The sequence below is a fragment of the Gordonia polyisoprenivorans genome (genome assembly GCF_017654315.1).
Lineage (GTDB): Bacteria > Actinomycetota > Actinomycetes > Mycobacteriales > Mycobacteriaceae > Gordonia > Gordonia polyisoprenivorans_A.
Genome location: NZ_CP072203.1, coordinates 2,989,206 through 3,010,686, shown reverse-complemented (window position 1 = coordinate 3,010,686; position 21,481 = coordinate 2,989,206). Strand labels below are relative to the sequence as shown.

At 66.0% G+C, this 21,481-nt stretch carries 21 protein-coding genes and 2 tRNA genes; 13 read left to right on the top strand and 10 right to left on the bottom strand.

From position 1 onward, the window contains the following. Window positions 1–243: 243 nt before the first annotated feature. Window positions 244–2,055 carry an ABC transporter ATP-binding protein gene (locus J6U32_RS13555; protein ID WP_208795881.1) on the top strand — a complete coding sequence of 604 codons (1,812 nt, stop codon included), beginning with the start codon at window positions 244–246 and terminating at the stop codon, window positions 2,053–2,055. A gap of 10 nt (window positions 2,056–2,065) precedes the next feature. Here J6U32_RS13555 and J6U32_RS13550 read toward each other — a convergent pair whose 3' ends face one another. Next, a complete protein-coding gene (locus J6U32_RS13550) occupies window positions 2,066–2,377 on the bottom strand; it encodes a hypothetical protein (protein ID WP_208795880.1) in 312 nt (103 codons plus the stop codon). Between the two features lie 103 nt (window positions 2,378–2,480). Between J6U32_RS13550 and J6U32_RS13545 the strand changes: the two genes are divergently transcribed. The 3 genes from J6U32_RS13545 (at window position 2,481) to cmrA (ending at window position 6,077) form a co-directional block, all read left to right on the top strand. Beyond that, a complete protein-coding gene (locus J6U32_RS13545) occupies window positions 2,481–3,032 on the top strand; it encodes a PadR family transcriptional regulator (protein ID WP_014359698.1) in 552 nt (183 codons plus the stop codon). A 78-nt stretch (window positions 3,033–3,110) separates the two neighbouring features. Then, complete coding sequence (locus J6U32_RS13540) at window positions 3,111–5,174, top strand: NADPH-dependent 2,4-dienoyl-CoA reductase (RefSeq protein WP_208795879.1); 2,064 nt, start codon at window positions 3,111–3,113, stop codon at window positions 5,172–5,174. Window positions 5,175–5,270: 96 nt separating this feature from the next. After that, a complete protein-coding gene (gene cmrA / locus J6U32_RS13535; protein ID WP_208795878.1) occupies window positions 5,271–6,077 on the top strand; it encodes a mycolate reductase in 807 nt (268 codons plus the stop codon). A 30-nt stretch (window positions 6,078–6,107) separates the two neighbouring features. On the opposite strand, the gene J6U32_RS13530 is transcribed toward cmrA, so the two are convergent. Then, entirely contained in the window at window positions 6,108–7,676 is a 1,569-nt protein-coding gene (locus tag J6U32_RS13530) for a helicase HerA-like domain-containing protein (RefSeq protein WP_208795877.1), read from the bottom strand. A 141-nt stretch (window positions 7,677–7,817) separates the two neighbouring features. Between J6U32_RS13530 and orn the strand changes: the two genes are divergently transcribed. The 3 genes from orn to J6U32_RS13515 all read left to right on the top strand — a co-directional run bounded on the left by orn (window position 7,818) and on the right by J6U32_RS13515 (window position 9,362). Then, entirely contained in the window at window positions 7,818–8,417 is a 600-nt protein-coding gene (gene orn, locus J6U32_RS13525; protein WP_208795876.1) for an oligoribonuclease, read from the top strand. 117 nt (window positions 8,418–8,534) lie between these two features. Further along, window positions 8,535–8,607 (top strand) — tRNA-His (locus J6U32_RS13520). An 80-nt stretch (window positions 8,608–8,687) separates the two neighbouring features. After that, window positions 8,688–9,362, top strand: a complete 675-nt coding sequence (locus J6U32_RS13515; protein ID WP_208795875.1) for a TetR/AcrR family transcriptional regulator — start codon at window positions 8,688–8,690, stop codon at window positions 9,360–9,362. A 9-nt stretch (window positions 9,363–9,371) separates the two neighbouring features. Here the strand turns inward: J6U32_RS13515 and J6U32_RS13510 are convergent, their stop codons facing one another. Together J6U32_RS13510 and J6U32_RS13505 are read right to left on the bottom strand one after the other, a co-directional pair. Further along, a complete protein-coding gene (locus tag J6U32_RS13510) occupies window positions 9,372–10,688 on the bottom strand; it encodes a TetR/AcrR family transcriptional regulator (protein ID WP_208795874.1) in 1,317 nt (438 codons plus the stop codon). Beyond that, entirely contained in the window at window positions 10,688–12,043 is a 1,356-nt protein-coding gene (locus J6U32_RS13505; RefSeq protein ID WP_244332869.1) for an ABC1 kinase family protein, read from the bottom strand. Before J6U32_RS13505 ends, J6U32_RS13510 begins: the two co-directional genes overlap by 1 nt. A 452-nt stretch (window positions 12,044–12,495) precedes the next feature. On the opposite strand from J6U32_RS13505, the gene J6U32_RS13500 reads away from it, so the two are divergent. The 3 genes from J6U32_RS13500 (at window position 12,496) to J6U32_RS13490 (ending at window position 14,426) form a co-directional block, all read left to right on the top strand. Next, the gene (locus J6U32_RS13500) at window positions 12,496–12,657 is read left to right on the top strand and encodes a hypothetical protein (RefSeq protein WP_208795873.1); all 162 of its coding nucleotides are present in this window, start codon (window positions 12,496–12,498) and stop codon (window positions 12,655–12,657) included. Window positions 12,658–12,735: 78 nt separating this feature from the next. Further along, complete coding sequence (locus tag J6U32_RS13495; RefSeq protein ID WP_208795872.1) at window positions 12,736–13,824, top strand: serine hydrolase; 1,089 nt, start codon at window positions 12,736–12,738, stop codon at window positions 13,822–13,824. Further along, complete coding sequence (locus tag J6U32_RS13490; RefSeq protein WP_208795871.1) at window positions 13,821–14,426, top strand: ArsR/SmtB family transcription factor; 606 nt, start codon at window positions 13,821–13,823, stop codon at window positions 14,424–14,426. The genes J6U32_RS13495 and J6U32_RS13490 overlap by 4 nt, the downstream gene beginning before the upstream one ends. On the opposite strand, the gene J6U32_RS13485 is transcribed toward J6U32_RS13490, so the two are convergent. The 3 genes from J6U32_RS13485 to J6U32_RS13475 form a co-directional block, all read right to left on the bottom strand. After that, entirely contained in the window at window positions 14,407–15,549 is a 1,143-nt protein-coding gene (locus tag J6U32_RS13485; RefSeq protein WP_208795870.1) for an acyl-CoA dehydrogenase family protein, read from the bottom strand. The two genes, J6U32_RS13490 and J6U32_RS13485, sit on opposite strands and share 20 nt — an antisense overlap. 84 nt (window positions 15,550–15,633) lie before the next feature. After that, window positions 15,634–16,842, bottom strand: a complete 1,209-nt coding sequence (locus tag J6U32_RS13480; protein WP_208795869.1) for a L,D-transpeptidase — start codon at window positions 16,840–16,842, stop codon at window positions 15,634–15,636. A 167-nt stretch (window positions 16,843–17,009) separates the two neighbouring features. After that, window positions 17,010–17,570 carry a permease gene (locus tag J6U32_RS13475; RefSeq protein WP_208795868.1) on the bottom strand — a complete coding sequence of 187 codons (561 nt, stop codon included), beginning with the start codon at window positions 17,568–17,570 and terminating at the stop codon, window positions 17,010–17,012. Window positions 17,571–17,823: 253 nt separating this feature from the next. On the opposite strand from J6U32_RS13475, the gene J6U32_RS13470 reads away from it, so the two are divergent. Beyond that, entirely contained in the window at window positions 17,824–18,333 is a 510-nt protein-coding gene (locus J6U32_RS13470) for a hypothetical protein (protein WP_208795867.1), read from the top strand. 115 nt (window positions 18,334–18,448) lie between these two features. On the opposite strand, the gene J6U32_RS13465 is transcribed toward J6U32_RS13470, so the two are convergent. From J6U32_RS13465 to J6U32_RS13455, 3 genes are all read right to left on the bottom strand, one after another. After that, window positions 18,449–18,521 (bottom strand) — tRNA-Lys (locus tag J6U32_RS13465). 86 nt (window positions 18,522–18,607) lie between these two features. After that, a complete protein-coding gene (locus J6U32_RS13460) occupies window positions 18,608–19,822 on the bottom strand; it encodes a L,D-transpeptidase (RefSeq protein ID WP_208795866.1) in 1,215 nt (404 codons plus the stop codon). Then, complete coding sequence (locus tag J6U32_RS13455; RefSeq protein ID WP_208795865.1) at window positions 19,819–20,040, bottom strand: DUF3618 domain-containing protein; 222 nt, start codon at window positions 20,038–20,040, stop codon at window positions 19,819–19,821. Before J6U32_RS13455 ends, J6U32_RS13460 begins: the two co-directional genes overlap by 4 nt. A gap of 207 nt (window positions 20,041–20,247) precedes the next feature. Between J6U32_RS13455 and bcp the strand changes: the two genes are divergently transcribed. Then, on the top strand, window positions 20,248–20,724 hold the full coding sequence (gene bcp / locus J6U32_RS13450) for a thioredoxin-dependent thiol peroxidase (protein ID WP_208795864.1): 477 nt from the start codon (window positions 20,248–20,250) through the stop codon (window positions 20,722–20,724). Window positions 20,725–20,751: 27 nt separating this feature from the next. Beyond that, window positions 20,752–21,375 (top strand): TetR family transcriptional regulator, encoded by a 624-nt coding sequence (locus tag J6U32_RS13445; protein WP_006371212.1) that lies wholly within the window; start codon window positions 20,752–20,754, stop codon window positions 21,373–21,375. The last annotated feature ends 106 nt before the right edge of the window (window positions 21,376–21,481 follow it).

Sequence of the window (21,481 nt, the reverse complement as noted above, 5' to 3'; positions counted from 1 at the left end):
CGGTCCGCAGCGCCGTTTCGAGCCCCAGCCGCGCCGCCGCCGCGTTCGCATCTGGGACTGGCGGACCTTCCGGTGGATCTGGGTGTGGCAGTGACCCGCACCGCCTGACCACTCCCGATCGGAAACCCGGCGCGAACCGCTTACTCGCGCCGGGTTCCGACGCGTCGACGCGCATGAATCGTCGACGCGCGCCCGAACGCACTTCTTCCACAACACACTCGACGACCAGGTTGCGGAGTCCCGATGAACACCCTCACTGCCATTCGACGATTCCTGCCCGCCATGCGCGGCCAGGGCACGCGATTCGCGTTCGCCGGCAGTCTCCTCGGGGTCGCCGCACTCTGCGAGATCGTCTCGGTCTTCGTCCTCGCCGACGTCATCGATGGAGCCCTCGATTCGCACAGCGTGTGGGACTTCGCCCGTCTTGCCGGTCTGTGGCTGGGTTTGACCGCGGTGTCCACGGCCGGCGACTACTTCGGCCAGGTCGTCGCGGTGAGCGTCTCCGAGCAGGTGGTCCTTCGGCTGCGTGACCGGCTCTTCGCCCACGTCCAGCGGCTCCACCCGGTGCTGCATCGTCGACTCGGTCTCGGCAACCTCGTCAGTCGTCACTCCGGCGACCTCGAGGCCGTCGAGTATCTCGTCGGGTCCGGGGTGATGCAGATCATCATCGCGATCTTCAACACCGTTGGCCTGGTGATCGCCGCGTTCCTCATGAGCTGGCAGGTTGCACTGGTCGCACTGGCTGCCGTCCCGATGCTGTGGGGTGTGTCCTCGATCTTCGCCCGCCGCCAGATGGCGGTCACCCGCGACGAGCGGGGCGCCAACAGCGACATCTCCGACGCCGTCGAAACCGCGCTGGCCGGCCACGAGACCGCCGTCGCCTACAACCAGCAGGAGCGCGAACACCAAGCCCTGCACGCCCACGGACTGGCTTGGCGCGCAGCACGTCTCGCGCAGACTCGGGTCGAGGCCGGGTTCGGCGCGGTGATGGGCTTCGGCCAGGTGATAGTCACCCTGGCCATCGCCGTCGCCGGCGTGTGGCAGGTTCGCCAAGGCCATCTCAGCGTCGGCCAGTTGCTCGCCCTCACCGGTTACCTCGGTCTGCTCTATCCGAAGATGCAACAAATCGCCGATGCCCGGCTCGCGATCGCCTCGGCCGTGGTCAGTGCCGAACGCGTCGCCGAGATCCTCGACCTCGAACCCGCCGAGCACGACGCACCCGACGCGCGGGACAGTTCCCCCACACCGGGCGCCGCACTGCCCGTGTCGTTGCGCTCGGTCTCGCTGCAGCGCGGTGAGACCACCGTCCTCGACGAGGTGTCGCTCGATCTGCGGCCGGGCCGGATCGTGGCACTCATCGGCCCGAGCGGGGTGGGCAAGACCAGTCTCGCTTCACTGCTGTGCCGCTTCGAGCACCCCGACTCCGGAACGATCCGTCTCGGCGGCGACGACTACGACACGCTGACCGGCGCTCACATCCGTGGCCTGGTGACCTTGCTCCCCCAAACCCCGATCATCAAGGGCGCCAGCGTCGCCGACAACATCGCCTACGGCGCACCGAACGCCGACCGGACACAGACCGTGCGAGCGGCCGTCGCCGCCGACGCCGACGCCTTCATCCGCGATCTCCCCGACGGCTACGACACCCGGCTCGACGACGGCGGACTCACGCTGTCCGGAGGTCAACGCCAGCGCATCGCGATGGCACGAGCGATGGTCCGCGACACCCCGGTGCTCATCCTCGACGAGCCGACGTCGGGGCTCGACGACGCCAGCGTGTCGCGAATCCTGAAGCCGCTACGGCGTATTGCGCAGGGCCGCACCACGTTGCTGATCACCCACGACCGCCGGGTCACCGCGATCGCCGACCGAGTCGTCGAACTCCGCGACGGTCACCTGCGCGATCGTTCCCCCTGGATCGCCCCCGAGGACACGATCGACGACTCGGCCGCGAGCGCGGAACGGACCGAGAACCTGGCGATCGCGCCGATCCTCGATTCACTCGCCGAGGGCACCCGTCTCTACGTGCCCACACTCGGCGGGCGCCGACACTGACCTGCCCACGTCACGGCTCGTCGACGGCGGTCTCCCAACGCTGCCGGCGCTGCGCATCGGTCTGCTCCCACCACGGCGTACCGCGTTCGCCCAGAGCGACTTTCGCCGCCTGGACCCCGGCGCGCGCGTCATCGGCACCGCGGGTTCGTCGTACCTCGCGTCGCCACGCCATGAGGATGTGCTGAAGTTCTTCCCGCCGCTCGGCGGGAATCAACGGATCCGTTGCGCGCCATCGGCGGCCGTTCACCACGATGTAGCGGCCGTCCGCGGTGTGCTCGACGTCGGCGGCTGCCCGCGGGGCACGGTCGGTGTTCTGGCCCATGCCACCAGGGTGCCACCACGCCTCTTGCGACAGTCGTCGATATGCACTCCCGCACATACTCACCTTGTTGCATAGCGCGTTGGTGCACTGCTACCGTGCGCATGTGGCTCTGGAACACGCGATCATGGTGTCGTTGTCCGAACGGCCCGGCACCGGCTACGAGATCAGCCGCCAATTCGACCGGTCGATCGGTCACTTCTGGTCGGCCACCCACCAGCAGATCTATCGCACGCTGCGCAAACTGCATGCGGACGGACTGGTGAGTTACGAGCCGATCGTGCAGGACGGCAGGCCCGACAAGAAGGTCTATTCGTTGTCCGACGCAGGTCGATCGGCGTTGCGCGAGTGGGTCGCCACCCCGACCCCGATCCAGAAACTGCGCGACGATCTCGGCCTGAAGATCCGCGCCGCCGACGTGCCCGGACTGCCCGATCTCATCACCGAACTCGAACGCCACCGGGAACTCCACGTGGCGCGACTGCACCTGTTCCAGTCCTTCGAGAAGGACGACTACCCCGCCCCCGACCGCCTCACCGGCCGAAAGTTGCACCAATACCTCGTGCTCCGGGGTGGCGTGCGGATAGAAGAAGGGTTCATCGACTGGTGCGACGAGGTCCTCACCGCACTGAAACGAGAACTCGACGCCTCGTCCTGACCGGACATCCCCAGATCACGAAGACCATCAGAACGTGCCCCACTGCCGGCCAGCCGGCACCGACCGAAAGGTGACGCGATGTCAGCCCCATCCGCACAGCCCAATCCTCATTACCCGCGCCTGTTCGAACCGCTGCAACTCGGCGGCGTCACCCTGAACAACCGTCTGATCATGGGCTCGATGCACACCGGGCTCGAGGACCGTCTGTGGGACACCGACAAACTGGCCGCCTATTACGCCGAGCGCGCCAAAGGCGGTGTGGGACTGATCATCACCGGCGGCTTCGGTACCTCTCGCACCGGTCTGCTCCTTCCCTTCGCCGGCAAGATGACCAATTACGCCGACGTCGCCAGGCATCGACGCATCACCGGTGCGGTTCATCGCGAGGGCGGCAAGATCGCGATGCAGCTCATCCATGCCGGGCGCTACGGATACACGCCGTTGAAGGTGGCCGCGGGCTCCGAGCCCTCACCGATCCACCCCTTCAAACACCTCAAGATGACCGAGCCGATCATCAAACACGTCATCCGCACGTTCGGTGCGTCGGCCAAGCTGGCGCGCCGCGCGGGATATGACGCCGTCGAGATCATGGGCGGCGAGGGTTATCTGATCAATCAATTCCTGTGCCCGCACACCAACGACCGCACCGACCGGTGGGGCGGCACCACCGAGAACCGACAGCGGTTCCTCGTCGAGATCATCACCGAGATGCGTCGCCAGGTCCCCCGTGACTTCCCGATCATCCTGCGCCAATCCATCGCCGACTTCGTCAAGGGCGGGCAGACCTGGGACGAGATCGCGCTGATGGCGCGCAAGGCCGAACAACTCGGAGTCGACGCGATCAACACTGACATCGGCTGGCACGAGGCCGGTGTCCCGACGATCGTGACCTCGGTACCGCGCGGCGCGTTCGTCAAGTTCACCGAGCGCCTGCGCGACGAGGTGAGCATCCCGCTCATCGCCAGTAACCGCATCAACACCCCCGAACTGGCCGAGGAGATCCTCGAACGCGGTAGGGTGGACGCGATCTCGATGGCGCGACCGATGCTGTCGGACCCGGACTTCGCCGACAAGGCGCGCACCGGCCGGGCCGACGAGATCAACACGTGCATCGGCTGCAATCAGGCATGTCTGGATCACGCCTTCGTCGGTAAGAAGGTGTCGTGCCTTCTCAATCCCCGCGCCGGCCGCGAGACGACGCTGACCCTCGGGGCCACCCGACTCGCCCAGCACATCGCGGTGATCGGCGCGGGCCCGGCCGGCCTGTCGGCCGCGGTGTCGGCGGCCAAGCGTGGCCATCGGGTCGAACTGTTCGAGGCCGGCGAATCGGTCGGAGGCCAGTTCTCGATCGCGGCGCGCATTCCCGGCAAGGAGGAGTTCAACGAGACGTTGCGCTACTTCACCCGTGAACTCGAGATCAACAATGTGACAGTGCATCTCAACACTCGGGTGTCCGCGCAGGACATCATCGCCAAGGGCTTCGACGAGGTGATCATCGCCACCGGTGTCACCCCACGCATGCCCGCCATCCCCGGCGTCGACCACCCGATGGTCGTCTCCTACGCCGATGCCGTGCTCGGACACCGAGAGATCGGCAAGCGCGTGGCCGTGATCGGTGCCGGCGGAATCGGATTCGACGTCACCGAGTTCCTCATGGTCGATGAGTCACCCACCCTGAATCTCAAGGAATGGGAGCAGGAGTGGGGTGTCAGCGAGGATCTGAGCAAGCCGGGCTTCGTCACCAAGCCGCGTCCGCTGCCCGCGGTGCGCGAGGTCTACCTGGTGCAGCGCAAACCCGGTCGACAGGGCAAGTCACTGGGGAAGACCACCGGTTGGGTACACCGCGCGACGGTGAAAATGAAAGGGGTCGAACAGATCTCGGGTGCCACCTATGACCGTATCGACGATGCGGGTCTGCACCTGAGCTTCCGTGACGAAGACGGCACCGTCCGCGAGACACGCCTGCTCGAAGTCGACAACGTCGTCATCTGCGCCGGACAGGAATCGGTCCGCGACCTCGTCGATCCGTTGACTGTCGCCGGCGTGCGGACCCACGTCATCGGCGGCGCCGACGTCGCCGCGGAACTCGACGCGAAGCGAGCCATCCGGCAGGGCACCGAGGTGGCCGCCGGCATCGGCTGACCGCGCCGGCCGAGCGACTCCGGCCACAGGAAGGCCGTACCCGTACCGACGGCGCCCGACGCCGTCGGTACGGGGCATCTGGATACGATCGACGGCATGGGAGTACCTGTACCGTCCGAATCCGCCCGCGCCGTCGTGACGGGCGCCTCGTCCGGTATCGGGATGGCCCTCGCCCGTGCCCTGGCACGACGCGGTCACGCGCCGATCCTGGTGGCACGGCGCGGCGAGGTCCTCGAGGAACTCGCCGAGGAGCTCCGCGCCGATCACGGGGTGACCGCCGAGGTGCGCCCCACCGATCTCTCCGATCCGACCGCGGTGGCAATCCTCGCCGCCGAGCTCGCCGACCGGGAGATCTCGATCCTGGCCAACAACGCGGGCATTGCGACCTTCGGGCCGGTCGCCGAACTCGATGCCGCCTACGAACGCGCCCAGGTTCGCTTGAACGTCAACGCCGTCCACGACCTGACCCTGGCCGTCCTGCCCGGCATGGTGGCGCGCCGCGCCGGCGGCATCCTGATGGTCGGTTCCGCCGCCGGCAACATGCCGATCCCGAACAACGCCACCTATGCGGCGACCAAGGCATTCGTGAACACCTTCAGCGAATCACTGCGCGGTGAGGTCTCCATCCACGGCGTGCACGTCACGCTCCTCGCTCCCGGCCCGGTGCGGACCGAGATCCCCTCACCCGAGGACGCGTCCGTGGTCGACCGTTTGGTTCCCGACTTCCTCTGGCACTCCAGCGACAAGGTCGCCGAGATGAGCCTGAATGCGCTGGAACACAACAAGATGCGTGTCGTCCCGGGCACTTTGTCGAAGGCCATGTCGGTGGCCGGGGGCTATACCCCGCGCGCTGTGGTCGCACCGATCGTGGGCACGTTCTACCGCAAGCTCGGCGAGGGCTGATCGCGTCGCCGAGTTGACCGCGCAGGTCCGCTATCGACGACGCCGCCCGGTGCCGAAGATCGCACGACTGAACTCGCGGCCGGCCGCGGTGGCCGCGGATCGCAAGAAACTCTGCATCGGCTTGCTGGTCAGCACCTCGGTGAGGATGCCCGGTTCCTCCGGCTGCGGAGCCGGCACCGGCGCCGGAGCGGGCGAGGGTGCCGGGGCAGGCACCGGCGCCGGGGCATCCGGCGATTCACCCGGCGCGAGCGTCTTGGCAGTCAGTTTCTCGTAGGCGGATTCACGATCGATCGATTGACCGTACTTGGCGTACAGCGGACTCGCCTTGGCCGCGGCCGTGATGCCTTCGGCACCAACGGCATCCATCGACGAGCGCGGCGCGCGGATGACGGTCCAGGCGACCGGTGTGGGAGCGCCCTTCTCGGAAAGGACGGTGACGATCGCCTCACCGGTACCGAGCGACGTCAGGGCCTGATCGAGCTTGTACACCTCCGAGACCGGATAGGTCTTGACCGTCTTGGTCAGTGCCTTCTGATCGTCGGGGGTGAACGCGCGCAACGCATGCTGTATGCGCGCACCGAGCTGTGAGAGCACCTCGTTGGGGATGTCGGTGGGCAGCTGCGAGCAGAAGAAGACGCCGACGCCCTTGGAACGGATGAGTTTCACCGTCTGCACCACCTGATCCTTGAACGCCTTGGAGGCATCGTCGAACAGCAGATGGGATTCGTCGAAGATGAAGACGAGTTTCGGTTTGTCCAGATCGCCGACCTCGGGCAGGAATTCGAAGAGATCGGCGAGGATCCACATCAGGAAGGTCGAGAACAAGGCCGGTCGGGCGGCCTGGGCGCCGAGTTCGAACAGGGTCACGATCCCGCGGCCGTCCGGTGCGGTGCGCAGCAGATCGGCCGGCTCGATCTCGGGTTCACCGAAAAAGGTGTCCCCGCCGTCGGCTTCGAGGTTGCTCAGAGCGCGCAGGATGACGCCCGCGGTCTGCGTGGACACCCCGCCGATGGCTTTCAGCTCCAGCTTGCCCTCGTCGCTGGTCAGATAGGCGATCACCGCGCGGAGATCCTTCAGGTCGAGCAGCGGCAGTCCTTTGCCGTCGGCCCAGTGGAAGATCAAGCCAAGCACCGACTCCTGGGTGTCGTTGAGGCCGAGCACCTTGCTCAGCAGAATCGGGCCGAAGGAGGTGATGGTGGCACGCACCGGGACCCCGATCCCGGTCGAGCCGAGCGAGGTGAATTCGACCGGACAACCCGACGGCTGCCAGTCGTCGCCGGTTTGCGCCGCGCGGGCGGCGATCTTCTCGTTCGAGCTACCCGGATTGCTCAGTCCGGAGAGGTCGCCCTTGATGTCGGCCATCACCACCGGCACCCCGTTGGCCGACAGTTGCTCGGCGATCAGCTGCAACGTCTTGGTCTTACCGGTACCGGTGGCGCCGGCGACCAATCCGTGGCGGTTCATCATCGACAGCGGGATACGCACGTGCGCGTCACTGACGACGGTGCCGTCGACGCTGACCGTTCCGAGTTCGAGCGCTGCGCCGGAAAACGCATAACCTGCGGCGATGGATGCGGCGGACTGGGCGGGATCGGTCACTGTCGGGTCCTCTCGGGTACACAACGGGGGTTCTCCGACGCTCCGGTGAGAGCCGGGGCCGCAGACCATCACAAATGCACCGATCACGATAGTCGCCTCGGTTCCGGGTGGTCGGCATCTGCGGTTGGCTAAGGTTGACGGGTGCAGGACAAATTGGTGTGGATCGATTGCGAAATGACCGGACTCGAACTCGGATCGGACAAGTTGATCGAGATCGCGGCACTGGTCACCGACGGTGACCTCAACATCCTCGGCGACGGCGTCGACGTCGTGATTCATGCCGACGACGACGCTCTCGCCGCGATGCCCGAGGTGGTGCGGAAGATGCACGCCGCGTCGGGCCTCACCGAGGAGGTCCGGCGCTCCACCGTCACGCTGGCCGAAGCCGAGAAGCTGGTGCTCGATTACCTGCGGACCCAGATCTCCGCATCCGGTGCGGTCCCCCTCGCCGGCAACTCGATCGCCACCGACCGCGGGTTCATCGCCCGTGACATGCCCGACCTGGACAGCTTTCTGCACTACCGGATGGTCGACGTCAGCTCGATCAAGGAACTGTGCCGTCGCTGGTACCCGAAGATCTACTTCGGCCAACCGGAGAAGGGCCTCGCCCACCGCGCACTGGCAGACATCCGTGAGTCGATCCGCGAACTCGCGTATTACCGAGCCGCAGCCTTCGTCGCGGCCCCCGGCCCTGACACCGATCGACTCCACCAGATCGTCGCCGATCTCGGCCCCGCCTGACTGCCACCCACCCGAATGCCCAGGTGAGAAAGCGATTGGTCTCGGCGCCGTCGATTCGCTAGAGTATGACCCTGGCTCTGGAACCCGGCGAGCGATCCTTGGTTCCCGACGCCGATGGTGGATGTAGTTCAGTTGGTAGAGCACCAGGTTGTGATCCTGGCTGTCGCGGGTTCGAGTCCCGTCATCCACCCCGAAACGAGAGCCGGAGTTGCCTGCCAACTCCGGCTCTCGCCGTTTCCGCACCGAGAAGAGCAGGGCACAATGGAGGCCGTGACCGAGACGGCGTCTGTACCCACGCTGCGCGCCACCGCCCCGTCCGCACCTGCCCCGCGTCCTTCGTCTCCGACACGCTGGGGCGATCGTGACCAACGCCGCGCCGACATTCTCACCGCCGGTCGTCGCCTGTTGGACGGCGGCGGATACTCCGCGTTACGCATGCGTGAGGTGGCCAAGGGTGCCGGGATATCCCTCGGTGCGGTCTACCGGTACTACCCCAACAAAGAGAGCCTCTTCGTCGCGTTGCATACCCGCCACCTTGCGGCGATGATGGACGACCTCGACGAACAGCTGCGGCAATCAACGGGATTCGTCGAGGCCTTCACCCATTTCGCCGCCGCCTACCGCACCGGATTCCTCGCCTTCGGCCGCGAGTTCGACGCGCAGAACGTGATCAACGACGACGCCCGGGTTCCCGCAGAACTCGTCGACGATCTCCGAGCGGCCATCGCCCGTATCCTGCGAGCCCTGCACGACACGCTCACCCGGTTCGGCTATACCGGCGACCCCGATCGCGCTATGACCCTGCTGTGGGCGACGGTCAGCGGACTGGCCAATCACTACGCCACCGCCAGAGCAGAATTCGTCGCGGTCGACTGGGACGCCGCCGTCTCGTTCGCCATCTCCACGTTGGCGTGCGGCCTCGGCCTCGACCCGACCCGCAGCTGAACGGCACGTTCAGAAGCTGTGCTCGGCCCCCCAGCCGATGGTTCGCACGATGGTGTCGGTGACCATCTTGACCGAGGGCACCTGCGGGCTCTCCTGCACGTAGTGGAGGCAGATCGCGACCAGTGCGGCCATCAGCAACGCTCCGGCGGCCTCCGGATCGACACGATCGTCCAGTAGCCCCGCATTACGGCAGCGAAAGAGGTAGTCGGCGAGAATCTGCGCGAGACGGGAGAACGCTCCGGTGATGAACTGCAGTGCAGCCGAATCGATCCCGGAGGTGTCGAGGATGACGCTTGCGAGTCGTGCACCCCGTTCCTCGGCATACATCGCCACCCGCGCGACCAGATGGGTGAGATCGGCGACCATACCCGCGTGCGAGGAAGGGATCGGCGTCACCATGGCGACCAGTCCCCCGACGATCAGCAGTTCTCGGTCGAGCACCTGCTGCAGGCATTCGCGGCGATTGTCGAAGTAGTTGTAAAAGGTGCCGTATCCCAGCCCCGCGGTGGCAGCCACATCGGCGGGGCGGACCCGTCGGTACCCCTGCAGGGCGTACAGTTCGAGCGCCGCGTCGAGCAGGCGTGACCGACGGTCGTGCGGGTGGTACACGGCCAGGTCCACACGGCGTTGTTCGTTCGTGAGCTCCGCCAGAGCCGTTTCCAGCGACTCGATCTCGAGTTCGCCGAAATCGGGAATCAGCCCTCGACGCAGCACGGCGTCGCAGGTCGCGGCAAACGCGTCCCGGGTGGTGCGGTTCGGGGTCGGCGCCGACTGCGGCGACGCGGTGACCATCGCCACCAACACGACCAGCAGGGTGCGGGCGACGAGGTCGACGGAATTCGGGTCGGCGACGATCCACCCGTGTTCGACGGCTCGGCGGATGCCGTCGCCGATCCTGTCGACCGCCATCGCCTCGAGTCCGAGGATGCGGTGCCGGATCTCGACATCGTTCGAACTACATTGGGAAACAATGAACTTCAGGACACGCGGCTGCGTGCCGACGAGTTCGAACCCACGCTGGACGATGATCTGCACCAGATCCACCGTCTGTGCGCGATCCTCGGGGAGCTGTGCGAGCGAGTCCGGGTCGATCGCCGACATGAGGGTGACCACCGCCTCGTCGAAAGCGGTATCGAAGATCTCCTGTTTGTCGGCGAAGTGCTGGTACACGGCACCGGTACTGATGCCGGCACGGCGGGCTATCGCCGAGACGCTCGCCGCGTCGTACCCGTCCTCGCACAGGATGTCGAATGCGGCCGCAGAAATGCGCTCTCGCGCGGGCCGTGAATCCCGACGAGTCTTGTCCGCCTTCGTCTGTGCCGTCATCAACCCTGACGCCACCGCTGGATCTCGGCCCCCATCTCGGTTGCGGGCGGACGCCCTTCGATCCACTCCCGGATGATCGCACCCCAGCGATTGGTCGCGTTGAGCTGTCCGAGAAGTCCGCAGACGGCCAGGTCGGTGCGGCGCGAGAAGATGTGGTCGGTGGGCAACGCGGTATGGCGAGTGGTGTCCAGATGCGCGGAACCCGGGACGAACAACGACGTGACGGCGCGGCGCGCAACGTCTTTCGTGATCGTCACCTGATCCTCCGTCAGAAACCAAAATCCGATGTCGCTCATCATCGAGACGATGTCCGCCTCACCGACCGATCCGGCAGTGGCCATACCCAGGTCCCGGCAGTCGCGGTACGCATCATGGTATCGCCCCTCGATGAGCGCGCGTAGTACTCGTGTCTGGTCGGCGAGCGACTCCGCCGACATCCGAACGTAGAGCCCGAAGTCGATGAAACCCAGCCGGCCGTCGGGCAGACCGAGCACGTTTCCCGGGTGCGGGTCGGCGCAGAACTCCCCTCTCTCGTAGACCCCACCTCCGTAGAAGCGGTAGATCGCTTCTGCCGCGTGCTCCGCACGGTCGCGATCCCCGGAGGCGATGTCGGCGAATTGCACACCATCGAAGAACTCACTCACCATCACCCGCGCCGTACTCATCTCAGGGAACACGCGCGGCACCTTCCAGCACGGATGATCGACACACAGAGACCACGCCCTCGCCTGGTTACCGGCCTCGGCGATGTAGTCGCACTCACGCGCGACCTCGACGGCGATCGCGTCGATGATCGCGTCGAGATTCAGACCCGGCATCACCGGGCCGCCCACCTTTGCGAAGAGCTTGAGGTTCTTGAGGTCGGCGCGCACCGCGGAATCGATCCCGGGGTACTGCACCTTCACCACGACCGGCATCGTGCCGTCGAGCATCGCGAAATGGACCTGGCCGAGTGAGGCGGCCGCGAGCGGTTTGGGGTCGATATCCAGTCGGCGCAGACCGCGGCCGAGCTCGCGGGCGAGCACCTTCTCGATGGCCGACCACTCCATCGGCACCACCCCATCGAACAGTAGCGCCAGACGGGCCGCGAACTCGTCGCGCGTCGTCCGGTTGGACAGGCCGAAATCGAACATCGCGATGATCTGTCCGATCTTGAGCGCGGCACCCTTCATCGGGCCGAGTACTCGCACCAGATCGTCGGCGAGCGACAGAATGGCGTCGTCACGCCTGCGCACATTCGCGTCGGCGCTCCGCAGCGGCGCCGTGGCACGTGTCGTCGTGGTTCGCACCGTGTGGCCGACCATCATTCGCCCGAAACTGTTGGCCCGCCGCAGTCGCCCGGCAGAGTCGCTCACCGGGACGCCCCGACGCACGGCAGCGGTGTCAGGTGTCCCACGCAGCACTTCATGTGAATACATCTATCATTTTCCGACATTTATGTGGACGGATGCGGACCAACGCGCAGACCCCTTTGGTGACACTCAGTTCATTGCTAAGCACGAAACAACTACCTTTGCCGCCAGTACATGAAGTACCTGAACGGCATTTCCACTCTTCGCGCTACACGGCTTTGATGAACCGGTTTGCGATATCACTGTGGTGCGGTACCGTGCCTGACAGTCAGTTCAGCACCGAGGCTCTGCACTGACGACCGTTGTTCGCGAAGAACAACCACGCCGTCGTCACCTGGAGGGGAGGTGACGACGGCGCCTCACGAACCACCGCCCGGCTCCGACCACACTGTCCGCATCCGGACCGATCAACGCCGATTCGTTGTTGTTCACTTTCATGCCCTAATCTGCGGCGCATGCTCGAGGACTTGAACAAGGCGGCCAAGAAGGTCGGCCTCAGTGTCGCCCCCGGTAAGAAGAAGGACCTCTACTCGGTGCGAAAGGTCAAGAACGGCAAACTCGTCGCGAAGAACATCAGCCCCGACGAGGTCAAGGAGCTGATCAAGGACCGCAAGTAGGGCCCTGAGCCACAGCACTTCCCCAACACTCCGCAATCACGTAATGTCGTAATTACGTAATGTCGTAGAGGGAGTGTCATGAAGAGCGCGATCATCATCACCGTCGTCACGATCGTCACGGTTCTACTCACCGAACTGACGGCCGCCACCGATCGGCCGCTCGCGCACGCCGACGCTCCGCTCACCGAATGCCCGAGCACCGCGGCGTCGGACACCTCCACCATTCCGGGCTGGCTCGGCTACATCGCCGAGCACCGCACCGATGTCGCCCTGGACCTGCGGACCCTCACCGGCGAGCGGATCGCGCTCAACTCCGACACCCGGTTCCCGACCGCCTCGGCGATCAAGATCGTCCATCTCGCCGCCTACGCCGCCGCGGTCGAGGCAGATCGCGTGAACCCGCAGGACACCGTCGACGTCGGGCAGTGGCAGCGGTGGTACTTTCCCCTCGACGGTGGCGCACACCGAGAGGCGTTGCGCCATCTGGGAATCCCGCAGACCGACAATGGAATCGCCCTCGATCCCGGCCGACGGGTGAGCTATGCCCAACTCGCCGACGTGATGATCCGCTTCTCCGACTCCGCGGCACCGGACCTGTTACGCGCACACCTCGGCGACGACGCACTGCGGTCGGTGATGGATCGCTACGGGATCTCCGGGCCTGTTCCCAGCCTGCTCGGCCTGTACCTCGGCGTCGTCGACCCCGCACTGCGGACCCCGGCCGACCAGGACCGGGCCGCACAGCGGTTCCACGACGACCCGGCAGTTGCCGCGTCGTATTGGGCACGGCTGGCATCTGTCGACCAGTCCGACACCACACGGACTGCGTCGTCGATCACCGCAACGGCGTCGTCCCTGACCTCTCTGATGTCGGCGATCGCCGACGGCAGCTTCGGACCGGGGTCGGCGCTCGCCCGCGGCGTGCTGGAGTTCCAGGGCCGCCGGCCCGACGGGTCGGTCCTGGGTTTCAAGGGCGGCAGTCTGCCGGGGGTGCTCACCGAGGTCTTCGAGTATCACGCCCCCGATGGCCGGATCGCGGTCGGAACAATGATGGTACGCAACATGTCTCGCGACGCACAGGACCGTGACCAGTTCACCCACCAGCGCCTGCTCCTCGGCGCCCTGACCGATCCTGCGATCTCCGCCGCGCTACGGTGCGTGGTGTGAGCGACGACCTCCAGTCCGTGGTGCAGGCGTTGACCGACCGCGTCGAACGCCTCGAAGCCCTCGTCGGGAACGACGAACGTCGTGGCCCGGAGGTCGGCGACGCCGACCCGACGACGGGGACCAGCGCCACGATCGCGCCGGACGGAAGCCCGCCGACCTCCGAGCGAACCCTGCACGAGAACACGGTCACCTACCAGGGCAGCGTCGACCTCGCGGGTCCGGTCTGGTGGCGGATCGGCTACGACGCGGCCGCGATCCTGGATCTTCCCGCCGCCACCATCGCGGATGTCTTTGCGGCGATGGGGCACCCCAGCCGCCTGGAGATCCTCCGAATCCTGTTGCGCCGCAATGCATCGGTGGCCGAACTCCAGGCCGCCGGGGACTTCGGGACCTCAGGGCAGCTCTATCATCACCTGAAGATCCTCACCGCGGCGTCACTGGTGGTGAAAGTGGGACGAAACGAGTACGGCATCGCTGCCACCCACGTCGTCCCGATCCTGGTCGCCCTGCTGAGCGCCGGGGACATCAGCGGCGTGCTGCGAACCCCACCTCCGCACATCGCGCCTTGCTGCGAGGCACTCGTCAGAGCGTCCGCGCGATGATCTCCTTCATGATCTCGTTGGTTCCGGCGTAGATCTTCTGGACGCGCTGATCGGCCCACATCCGGGCGATGGGGTACTCGTTCATGTAGCCGTAGCCGCCGAACAACTGCAGACATTCGTCGGCGACGACCATGGCACGGTCGCTGGTCCACCATTTGGCCATCGCCACGGTCGGGATGTCGAGCTTGCCGTCGATGTGTTTGGTGATGCAGTCGTCGACGAAGACGCGTGCGATCCGCGATTCGGTCGCCACCTCGGCGAGTTTGAATTTCGTGTTCTGGAAACCGAAGATGGGGCGCCCGAACGCCGTTCGTTCCTTCGTGTAGGCCAGCGTGTGCCGCAGTGCGGTCTCCATCCCGGCGACCGACGCGACGGCGATGATGAGACGTTCCTGCGGCAGCTGCTGCATGAGCTGGATGAAACCCTGCCCCTCCTCGCTACCGAGAAGGTTGCTCGTGGGCACCCGCACACCGTCGAAGAACAGTTCCGAGGTGTCCTGGCCGCGCTGCCCCACCTTGTCGAGCACGCGTCCGCGGCGGAATCCCTCACGGTCGGCCTCGACGAGGATCAGGGAGATGCCTTTGGCGCCCTCGCTCGCGTCGGTCTTGGCCACGACGATGATCAGATCGGCCTGGGCGCCGTTGGTGATGAAGGTCTTCGACCCGTCGATGACGTACTCGTCGCCCTGCGCGATCGCCTTGGTCTTGACGTTCTGCAGGTCGGATCCGGTGCCGGGTTCGGTCATGGCGATGGCCCCGACGACTTCACCGCTGGCCATCTTGGGCAGCCACGTCTGCTTCTGCTCCTCCGACCCGTACTGGAGCAGGTAGTGGGCGACGATGCCGTTGTGCAGGCTGACGCCCCACGAGGAGTCGGCGATGCGCGCCTGCTCCTCGATGAGTACCGCTTCATGGGCGAAGGTACCCCCGCCGCCTCCGTACTCCTCCGGAATCGACATGCACAGCAGACCGAGTTCGCCGGCCTTGTTCCAGAGGTCACGGTCGACGTGATGCTGGTCGATGAACTTGTCGATATTGGGCTTGACCTCCTTCTCGCAGAAGCTGCGGGCAAGGTCACGCAAGGCGCTCAGGTCGTCGTTTTCCCAGGAAGAGCGTTCGCCCATGGTGGTGGAATCCCATCGTCGTCGAAATCGTGTCAGAGATGAGCGTAACAATCACCAATGGCAATGTCGTTTCGGGGCGCCGCCTCAGGCATTGCCCTTCGACCACACCGCCCACGGGATGTTCCAGTCCCCGAGTCCGTCGGTGCCCGACAGCGTGCCGCCGACGGTGTTCTTCACGATGACCGGATCACCGCGCAGCGTGTTGTTCATGACCCACAGGGCGTTGTCCGGGCTCAGGTTCAGGCAGCCATGGCTGGTGTTGGTGTTGCCCTGGGCCCACACCGACCAGGGAGCGGAGTGGAAGAATATGCCGCTGTAGGACATTCGGGTCGCGTAGTCCACCGGCGTCCGATAGCCGTCGGCCGAGCCGACGGGCACACCGTAGGTCGACGAGTCCATGATGATGTTGTCGTGCTTGTCCGAGACGAGGTACACGCCGTTGTCGGTGGGGGTGGATTCCTTACCCATCGACGTCGGCATGCTGCGGACGACCTTGCCGTCCTGCACGAAGGTGACCTGCTTGGTGTTGTCGTCGGCCGTGATGATCATCGACCGGCCGATCTTGAAGGAGGACTTGAGATTCTCCTGACCGAACAGTCCGCCGCCGAGGTCGATGCCGTAGGTGTTCACCGCTACGTCCACGGTGGTGCCGGGCTTCCAGTACTCGGCCGGACGCCAGCGCACCTCGGTGTCGCTGATCCAGTAGAAGGCGCCCTGCACCGGCGGATTCGTGGTGATCCGGATCGCGTTCTGCGCTGCGCGGCGGTTGGTGATCGCCTCGTCGAACTTCACGGCCACGGGTTGGCCGACACCCACGGTCTCCCCGTTGTTGGGCGTCAGATAGGCCTGCGTGAGGTTGCTCGGCGCCCGCGTGGTGAACGAGACCTCTTTGGTCGTGGAGCCGCCGACGCCGGCTGCATCGGCGGTCAGTGTGTAGGTGCGGTTGTAGCCCAGCGGTTCTCCGCTGACCCATTCCGTGCCGTTCTCCGACAGGGTCCCCCGCACCGTGGAGCCGTCCGCCTTGCCGATGCGGACACCGGTCAGCGCACCCTCGCTCGCCCGCACCCGAATCGGTGCGCCCGGCTGGATTCCGACGGCGTTGTCGGCGAGCGTCTGCTCGTTCCACTCGGTGATCTCGACCCCCGGCTTGAGGAGATCGTCGTAGAGCACCGAACTGCCGACCGCGTTGGAGTATTGCGGCTTCTGAGAGCACGAGGTCACCAGCGCGATGACCGCCACCAGAAGCCCACCGATCATCAACGATGACCGCAGCCGAGTCCGACCGTTCCCCATCTCACTCCCACCTGACGCCGATGCCGACCCACCCATCAGGGAGTCGGCGAATTCTGCACCAAGTGTACGAGATCTCGGATATGACCGAGTTGTCGCGCCGTACGAGCCCGCCCGACCGAATGACACGCGCTGACCCCGCCTGGAGGCCACGCACCGCCGGTGGTGGATCAGGCGGGCGGCTGGGTCGAGGTTACGGCGGTGGTGGAGGCCGCGCGGCGCCGGCGACGGAGCCGAATCCACAGGAACAGGCCGACGGCGAAGATCACCGCGGCGATGATCACGCCGACCAGGGTGCCCCCGCGGAATCCCGGGGCCTCGACGTCGAGGATGCGCTCACCGGCGTGCGCCCCGCTGCCGCCGCCGGCGACGACGGTCAGGGTGAGCAGATTCGGTATCGACGCGACGACGGCGAGCACGACGAAGGCCAACGCCCAGTACCGGGTCTGACCCCAGCGCCGCGCGCGCCAGGCGAGGGCCAGCAACAGGAGTGAGACGAGCGTGCACACCACCCCGAACGCGATGCCGTAGAAGCTGCCGGTGGTGATGCTCTGATCCACCGCGGAACCGATCTTCTGCGACCACCAGCGCGGCAGGAACGCCGCCAGGATGAAGTACGCGATGACCGCCAGCACGACGACCACGGCGATGGCGATGGTTTTGACCGCCCACGACGGGAGTCCACCCTGGCGCTTGTCGTCGGGCACCACGGTCGAGGGGTTGTCGCTCATGCAGACATCGTTGCGCTCGGTGTCGCGATTGCCAAGTTCAACCCGCGAGACCGTGACCGCTTCGATACGCGTCGCCCCGGCTCGAACACCTGACCCGAGCCACGAAAGGCCCCCGTGACTGGTCAATACCAGTCACGGGAACCGTGCCGTGCCATCAGGACTCGAACTCTTAACCCGCTGGTTAAGAGTGTCGTAAAGCCGGCCGTGGCCGATACACAAGCTCCAACGGACTCTGCAGTGATTCACTGCAGAGATGAGCAATCGACCGGACGGTGGCGACCTTCCGCCCCAGATCGACTTCTCCCGGTTCTCGGGCTGGGTGCGGTTCGCGGACTTGCCAACCACGGATGTGCCCCGCGGCCCGGGCGTCTACGTCGTGGTGAGGGGTACCGAAAAACCGCCGGAGTTCCTCGACGTCTCACCGGCAGGTCACTGGAAGGGCCGCGATCCCACCGAACTCGTCGACGCCCTACAGGACCGCTGGGTGCCCGAGAGCCGTGTGCTCTATATCGGCAAAGCCAATGTCGGCAAGAGCGGACGCCGGGGCCTGCGTCGCCGTTTGGACGAGTACCGCCGCTACGGAGCCGGGGAACCCGTCGCCCACTCCGGTGGCCGTCGCATATGGCAGCTCGCAGACCACGCGGACCTACTCGTGGCGTGGAGGGAGACCCCGGACGCCGACGCCGCGGTCACCGAGAGCTCCATGATCCTGGCGTTCGCCGAACATTTCGGGCGCCTGCCATACGCCAACGCGCGTCGGTGAGGGATGTCGGATGGTCGCCCGCTGAAACCCATTGGCCCACTGGCGCTGTGCGGCCGTCCGAGCCCCACGATGAGAAAACCCCCTCCGGCGTACCCGGAGGGGGTTTTCTCGACTGTGCGCCATCAGGGACTCGAACCCCGAACCCGCTGATTAAGAGTCAGCTGCTCTGCCAATTGAGCTAATGGCGCTTGGCGAACCGAGAGGAAACATTACATGACCGGTACCCGATCCATGAAATCGGCTGGTCAGAAGCGGTTTCCGCTCGGTGGTCGCATCATCCGTCGGTGGCGTTGCCCTTCTTCCACACCGACCACGGGACGTTCCAGTCACCGAGGCCGTCGTCACCCGGAAGGATCGGTCCCACAGCGTTCTTCACCGTCACGATGTCGCCGCGCAGGGCCGTGTTGAGGAACCACTCGGCATTGGCGGGACTGACATTGAGGCAGCCGTTGCTCACGTCGTCGACGCCCTGATCGCCGAGCGACCACGGAGCCGAGTGAATGTAGATGCCGCTGAACGAGATTCGCGTCGCGTCGTAGACGGTCTCGCGGTAGCCGCCCGGCGAGCTGACCGGCACTCCGTAGGTCGAGGAGTCCATGATGACGCTCGGATCCCGTTCGGCCACGATGTAGATGCCGTTGTTGGTGGGACTCGAATCCTTGCCCATCGAGGTCGGCATCGTCCGCACGACCTTGCCGTTGATGGACACGGTGATCATGTGCGTCTTGTCATCGGCGGACGCGACGAGCGCGCGACCGACGGTGAAGTCGGTGGTGAGGTTGTTGTCGCCGTAGACGCCGCCACCGAGGTCGATGCCCTTGGTGTTGACCTTGACATTGACCTTGGTTCCCGGCGCCCAGAAATGCTCGGGACGCCAACGCACCATCGAGTCGTTGACCCAGTAGAACGCACCCTCCACCGGCGGGTTGGTGGTGACCTGGATGGCCCGCTGCGCGTTGAGCTTGTTGGTGACCGGCTGATCGAAATTGATCATCACCGGCTGACCGATGCCCACGGTCTCGTTCTCGGCGGTCACCGTCGATGCGGTGGCGGTCGATTCGGCGGAGGCGGTACTGAACGTCAGCTTCTTCGCACCCGCGCCGTCGACGCCCTGCGCCGCGGCGGTCAGGGTGTACTGGTCGTCGAAGTCCAATGGCCCCTTGGCGGTCCAGGTGGAGCCGTCGGCGGAGACGGTACCGGGCACCGGCCCGTCCGATCCGGTGACGACGACCGATCGCAGATTGCCGTCGTGGGCGGTCACGGTCAGTGGTGCGCCCGGCATCACGCCCACCGCGTTGTCCTTGAGGGGACGGTCGGCCCACCCGGTGACGGAGATACTCGGCTGCCCCAACGAACTCAACGCAGGCGCGTTCCCGGTGGCGTCGGGATACGACGACGACGCCGTGCAACCGGGCAAAACGGTCGCGACGGCGCCGGCGGTGAGTACGAGGAGCGCGTTTCGGGCGTATGAGCCCCGCGCTCGGGTCACCGTAGGACCTTGCGGATGACGAGAACGACGACGACAGAGCCCACGCCGGCAAGCGTGTACTTGACGGCGGGCGTGTTCAGGAACGCCAGTGCTGCGCTCTTGGCGTCGCCGGCCAGGCGCTGCGGGTTGGCCCGCTCGGCCAGCGCGTCGAGTGTGTGGGCCAGGTCCTCGCGGGCTTTCGCGATGTCCTGCTCGATACGGTCGGTATCCCCGGCCACGTGGTCCTCCCAGGAATGGTCAAAAAAGTTCAGCTCATGTGGCCCGGCGGACCACACTTCTCCCCCGACGCAACACGTCCGCGCGAGGTAAAGTTCCCGGCGCGGAGCGGATGCGGTGCGAGCGGCCACACAAGGCTACGCCATGACCGTCGGCGCCACTGCACATCGTCGGTCGGACATCGGACATCATCGACTAGCCTGAGCGTCATGTCAGACACGCAACGCCTCGCCGTCGGAGACCCGGCGCCGGCCTTCACCCTCCCCGACGCGCAGGGCAAGCCGGTGTCGCTGGCCGACTACGCAGGCCGAAAGGTGATCGTCTACTTCTATCCCGCGGCGTCGACGCCCGGGTGCACCAAGCAGGCCTGTGACTTCCGCGACAACCTCGCCGACCTCGCAGAATCCGGCATCGATGTGATCGGAATCTCACCCGACAAGCCGGCGAAGCTCGCGAAGTTCGCCGACGCCGAAGGGCTCGACTTCCCCTTGCTCAGCGACCCGGAGAAGACGGTGCTGACGCAGTGGGGTGCGTTCGGCGAGAAGAAGCTCTACGGCAAGGTCGTCACCGGCGTGATCCGCTCGACCTTCCTCGTCGACGAGCAGGGCACGATCGCCCTGGCCCAGTACAACGTCCGCGCGACCGGGCATGTCGCCAAGCTGCGCCGCGATCTCGCGCTCGACTGAGCCCACCTCGACACCGCACCCGGACCGATGACCACCCAGCCTCTCGTCCCCCGCAAACGGCCCACGCAGGAGCGCAGCAAACGCAAGTTCTCCGCGATGCTCGCGGCTGCTCGTGAGTTGCTCACCGAGGTCGGGTTCGAGTCGCTGACGTGTGAGGAAATCGCCTCGCGCGCCGAGGTTCCCATAGGGACGCTCTATCAGTACTTCGCCAACAAGTACGTCATCGTGTGCGAACTCGACCGACTCGACACGGTCGCGGTCCGCGAGGAGCTCACCGCGTTCGCCTCCGAGGTGCCCTCCCTCGAATGGCCGGTGCTCCTCGAGAAGTTCCTCGACCACCTCGCCGCGTTGTGGCGCGACGACCCGTCCCGGCGGGCGGTGTGGCTGGCGGTGCAGTCGACACCGGCGACCCGGGCCACCGCCTCGCAGAACGAACGCGTTCTGGCCGACCAGGTTTCACGGCTCATCGCCCCGCTCACCCCATCGCAGCGGGCGCGGCGCGAGATGATGTCGCAGGTGCTCGTGCACACGGCGTACTCGCTGCTCAGTTTCTCGGTGCAGGACGGCCACGACCATCCCGAGACGGTGACCGAGCTCAAACGCATGCTGGCCGGCTACCTGCTGCTCGAGGAGAGCACCAGTTCGGTCTGACCGACCGGTGCTCTCACCGACCGGTGCTCTGATCCACCGGTGCTCTGATCTACCGGTGGCCGACGAGAAACGACGGCGGTCGGGCCGATGCCCCACCGCCGTCGCC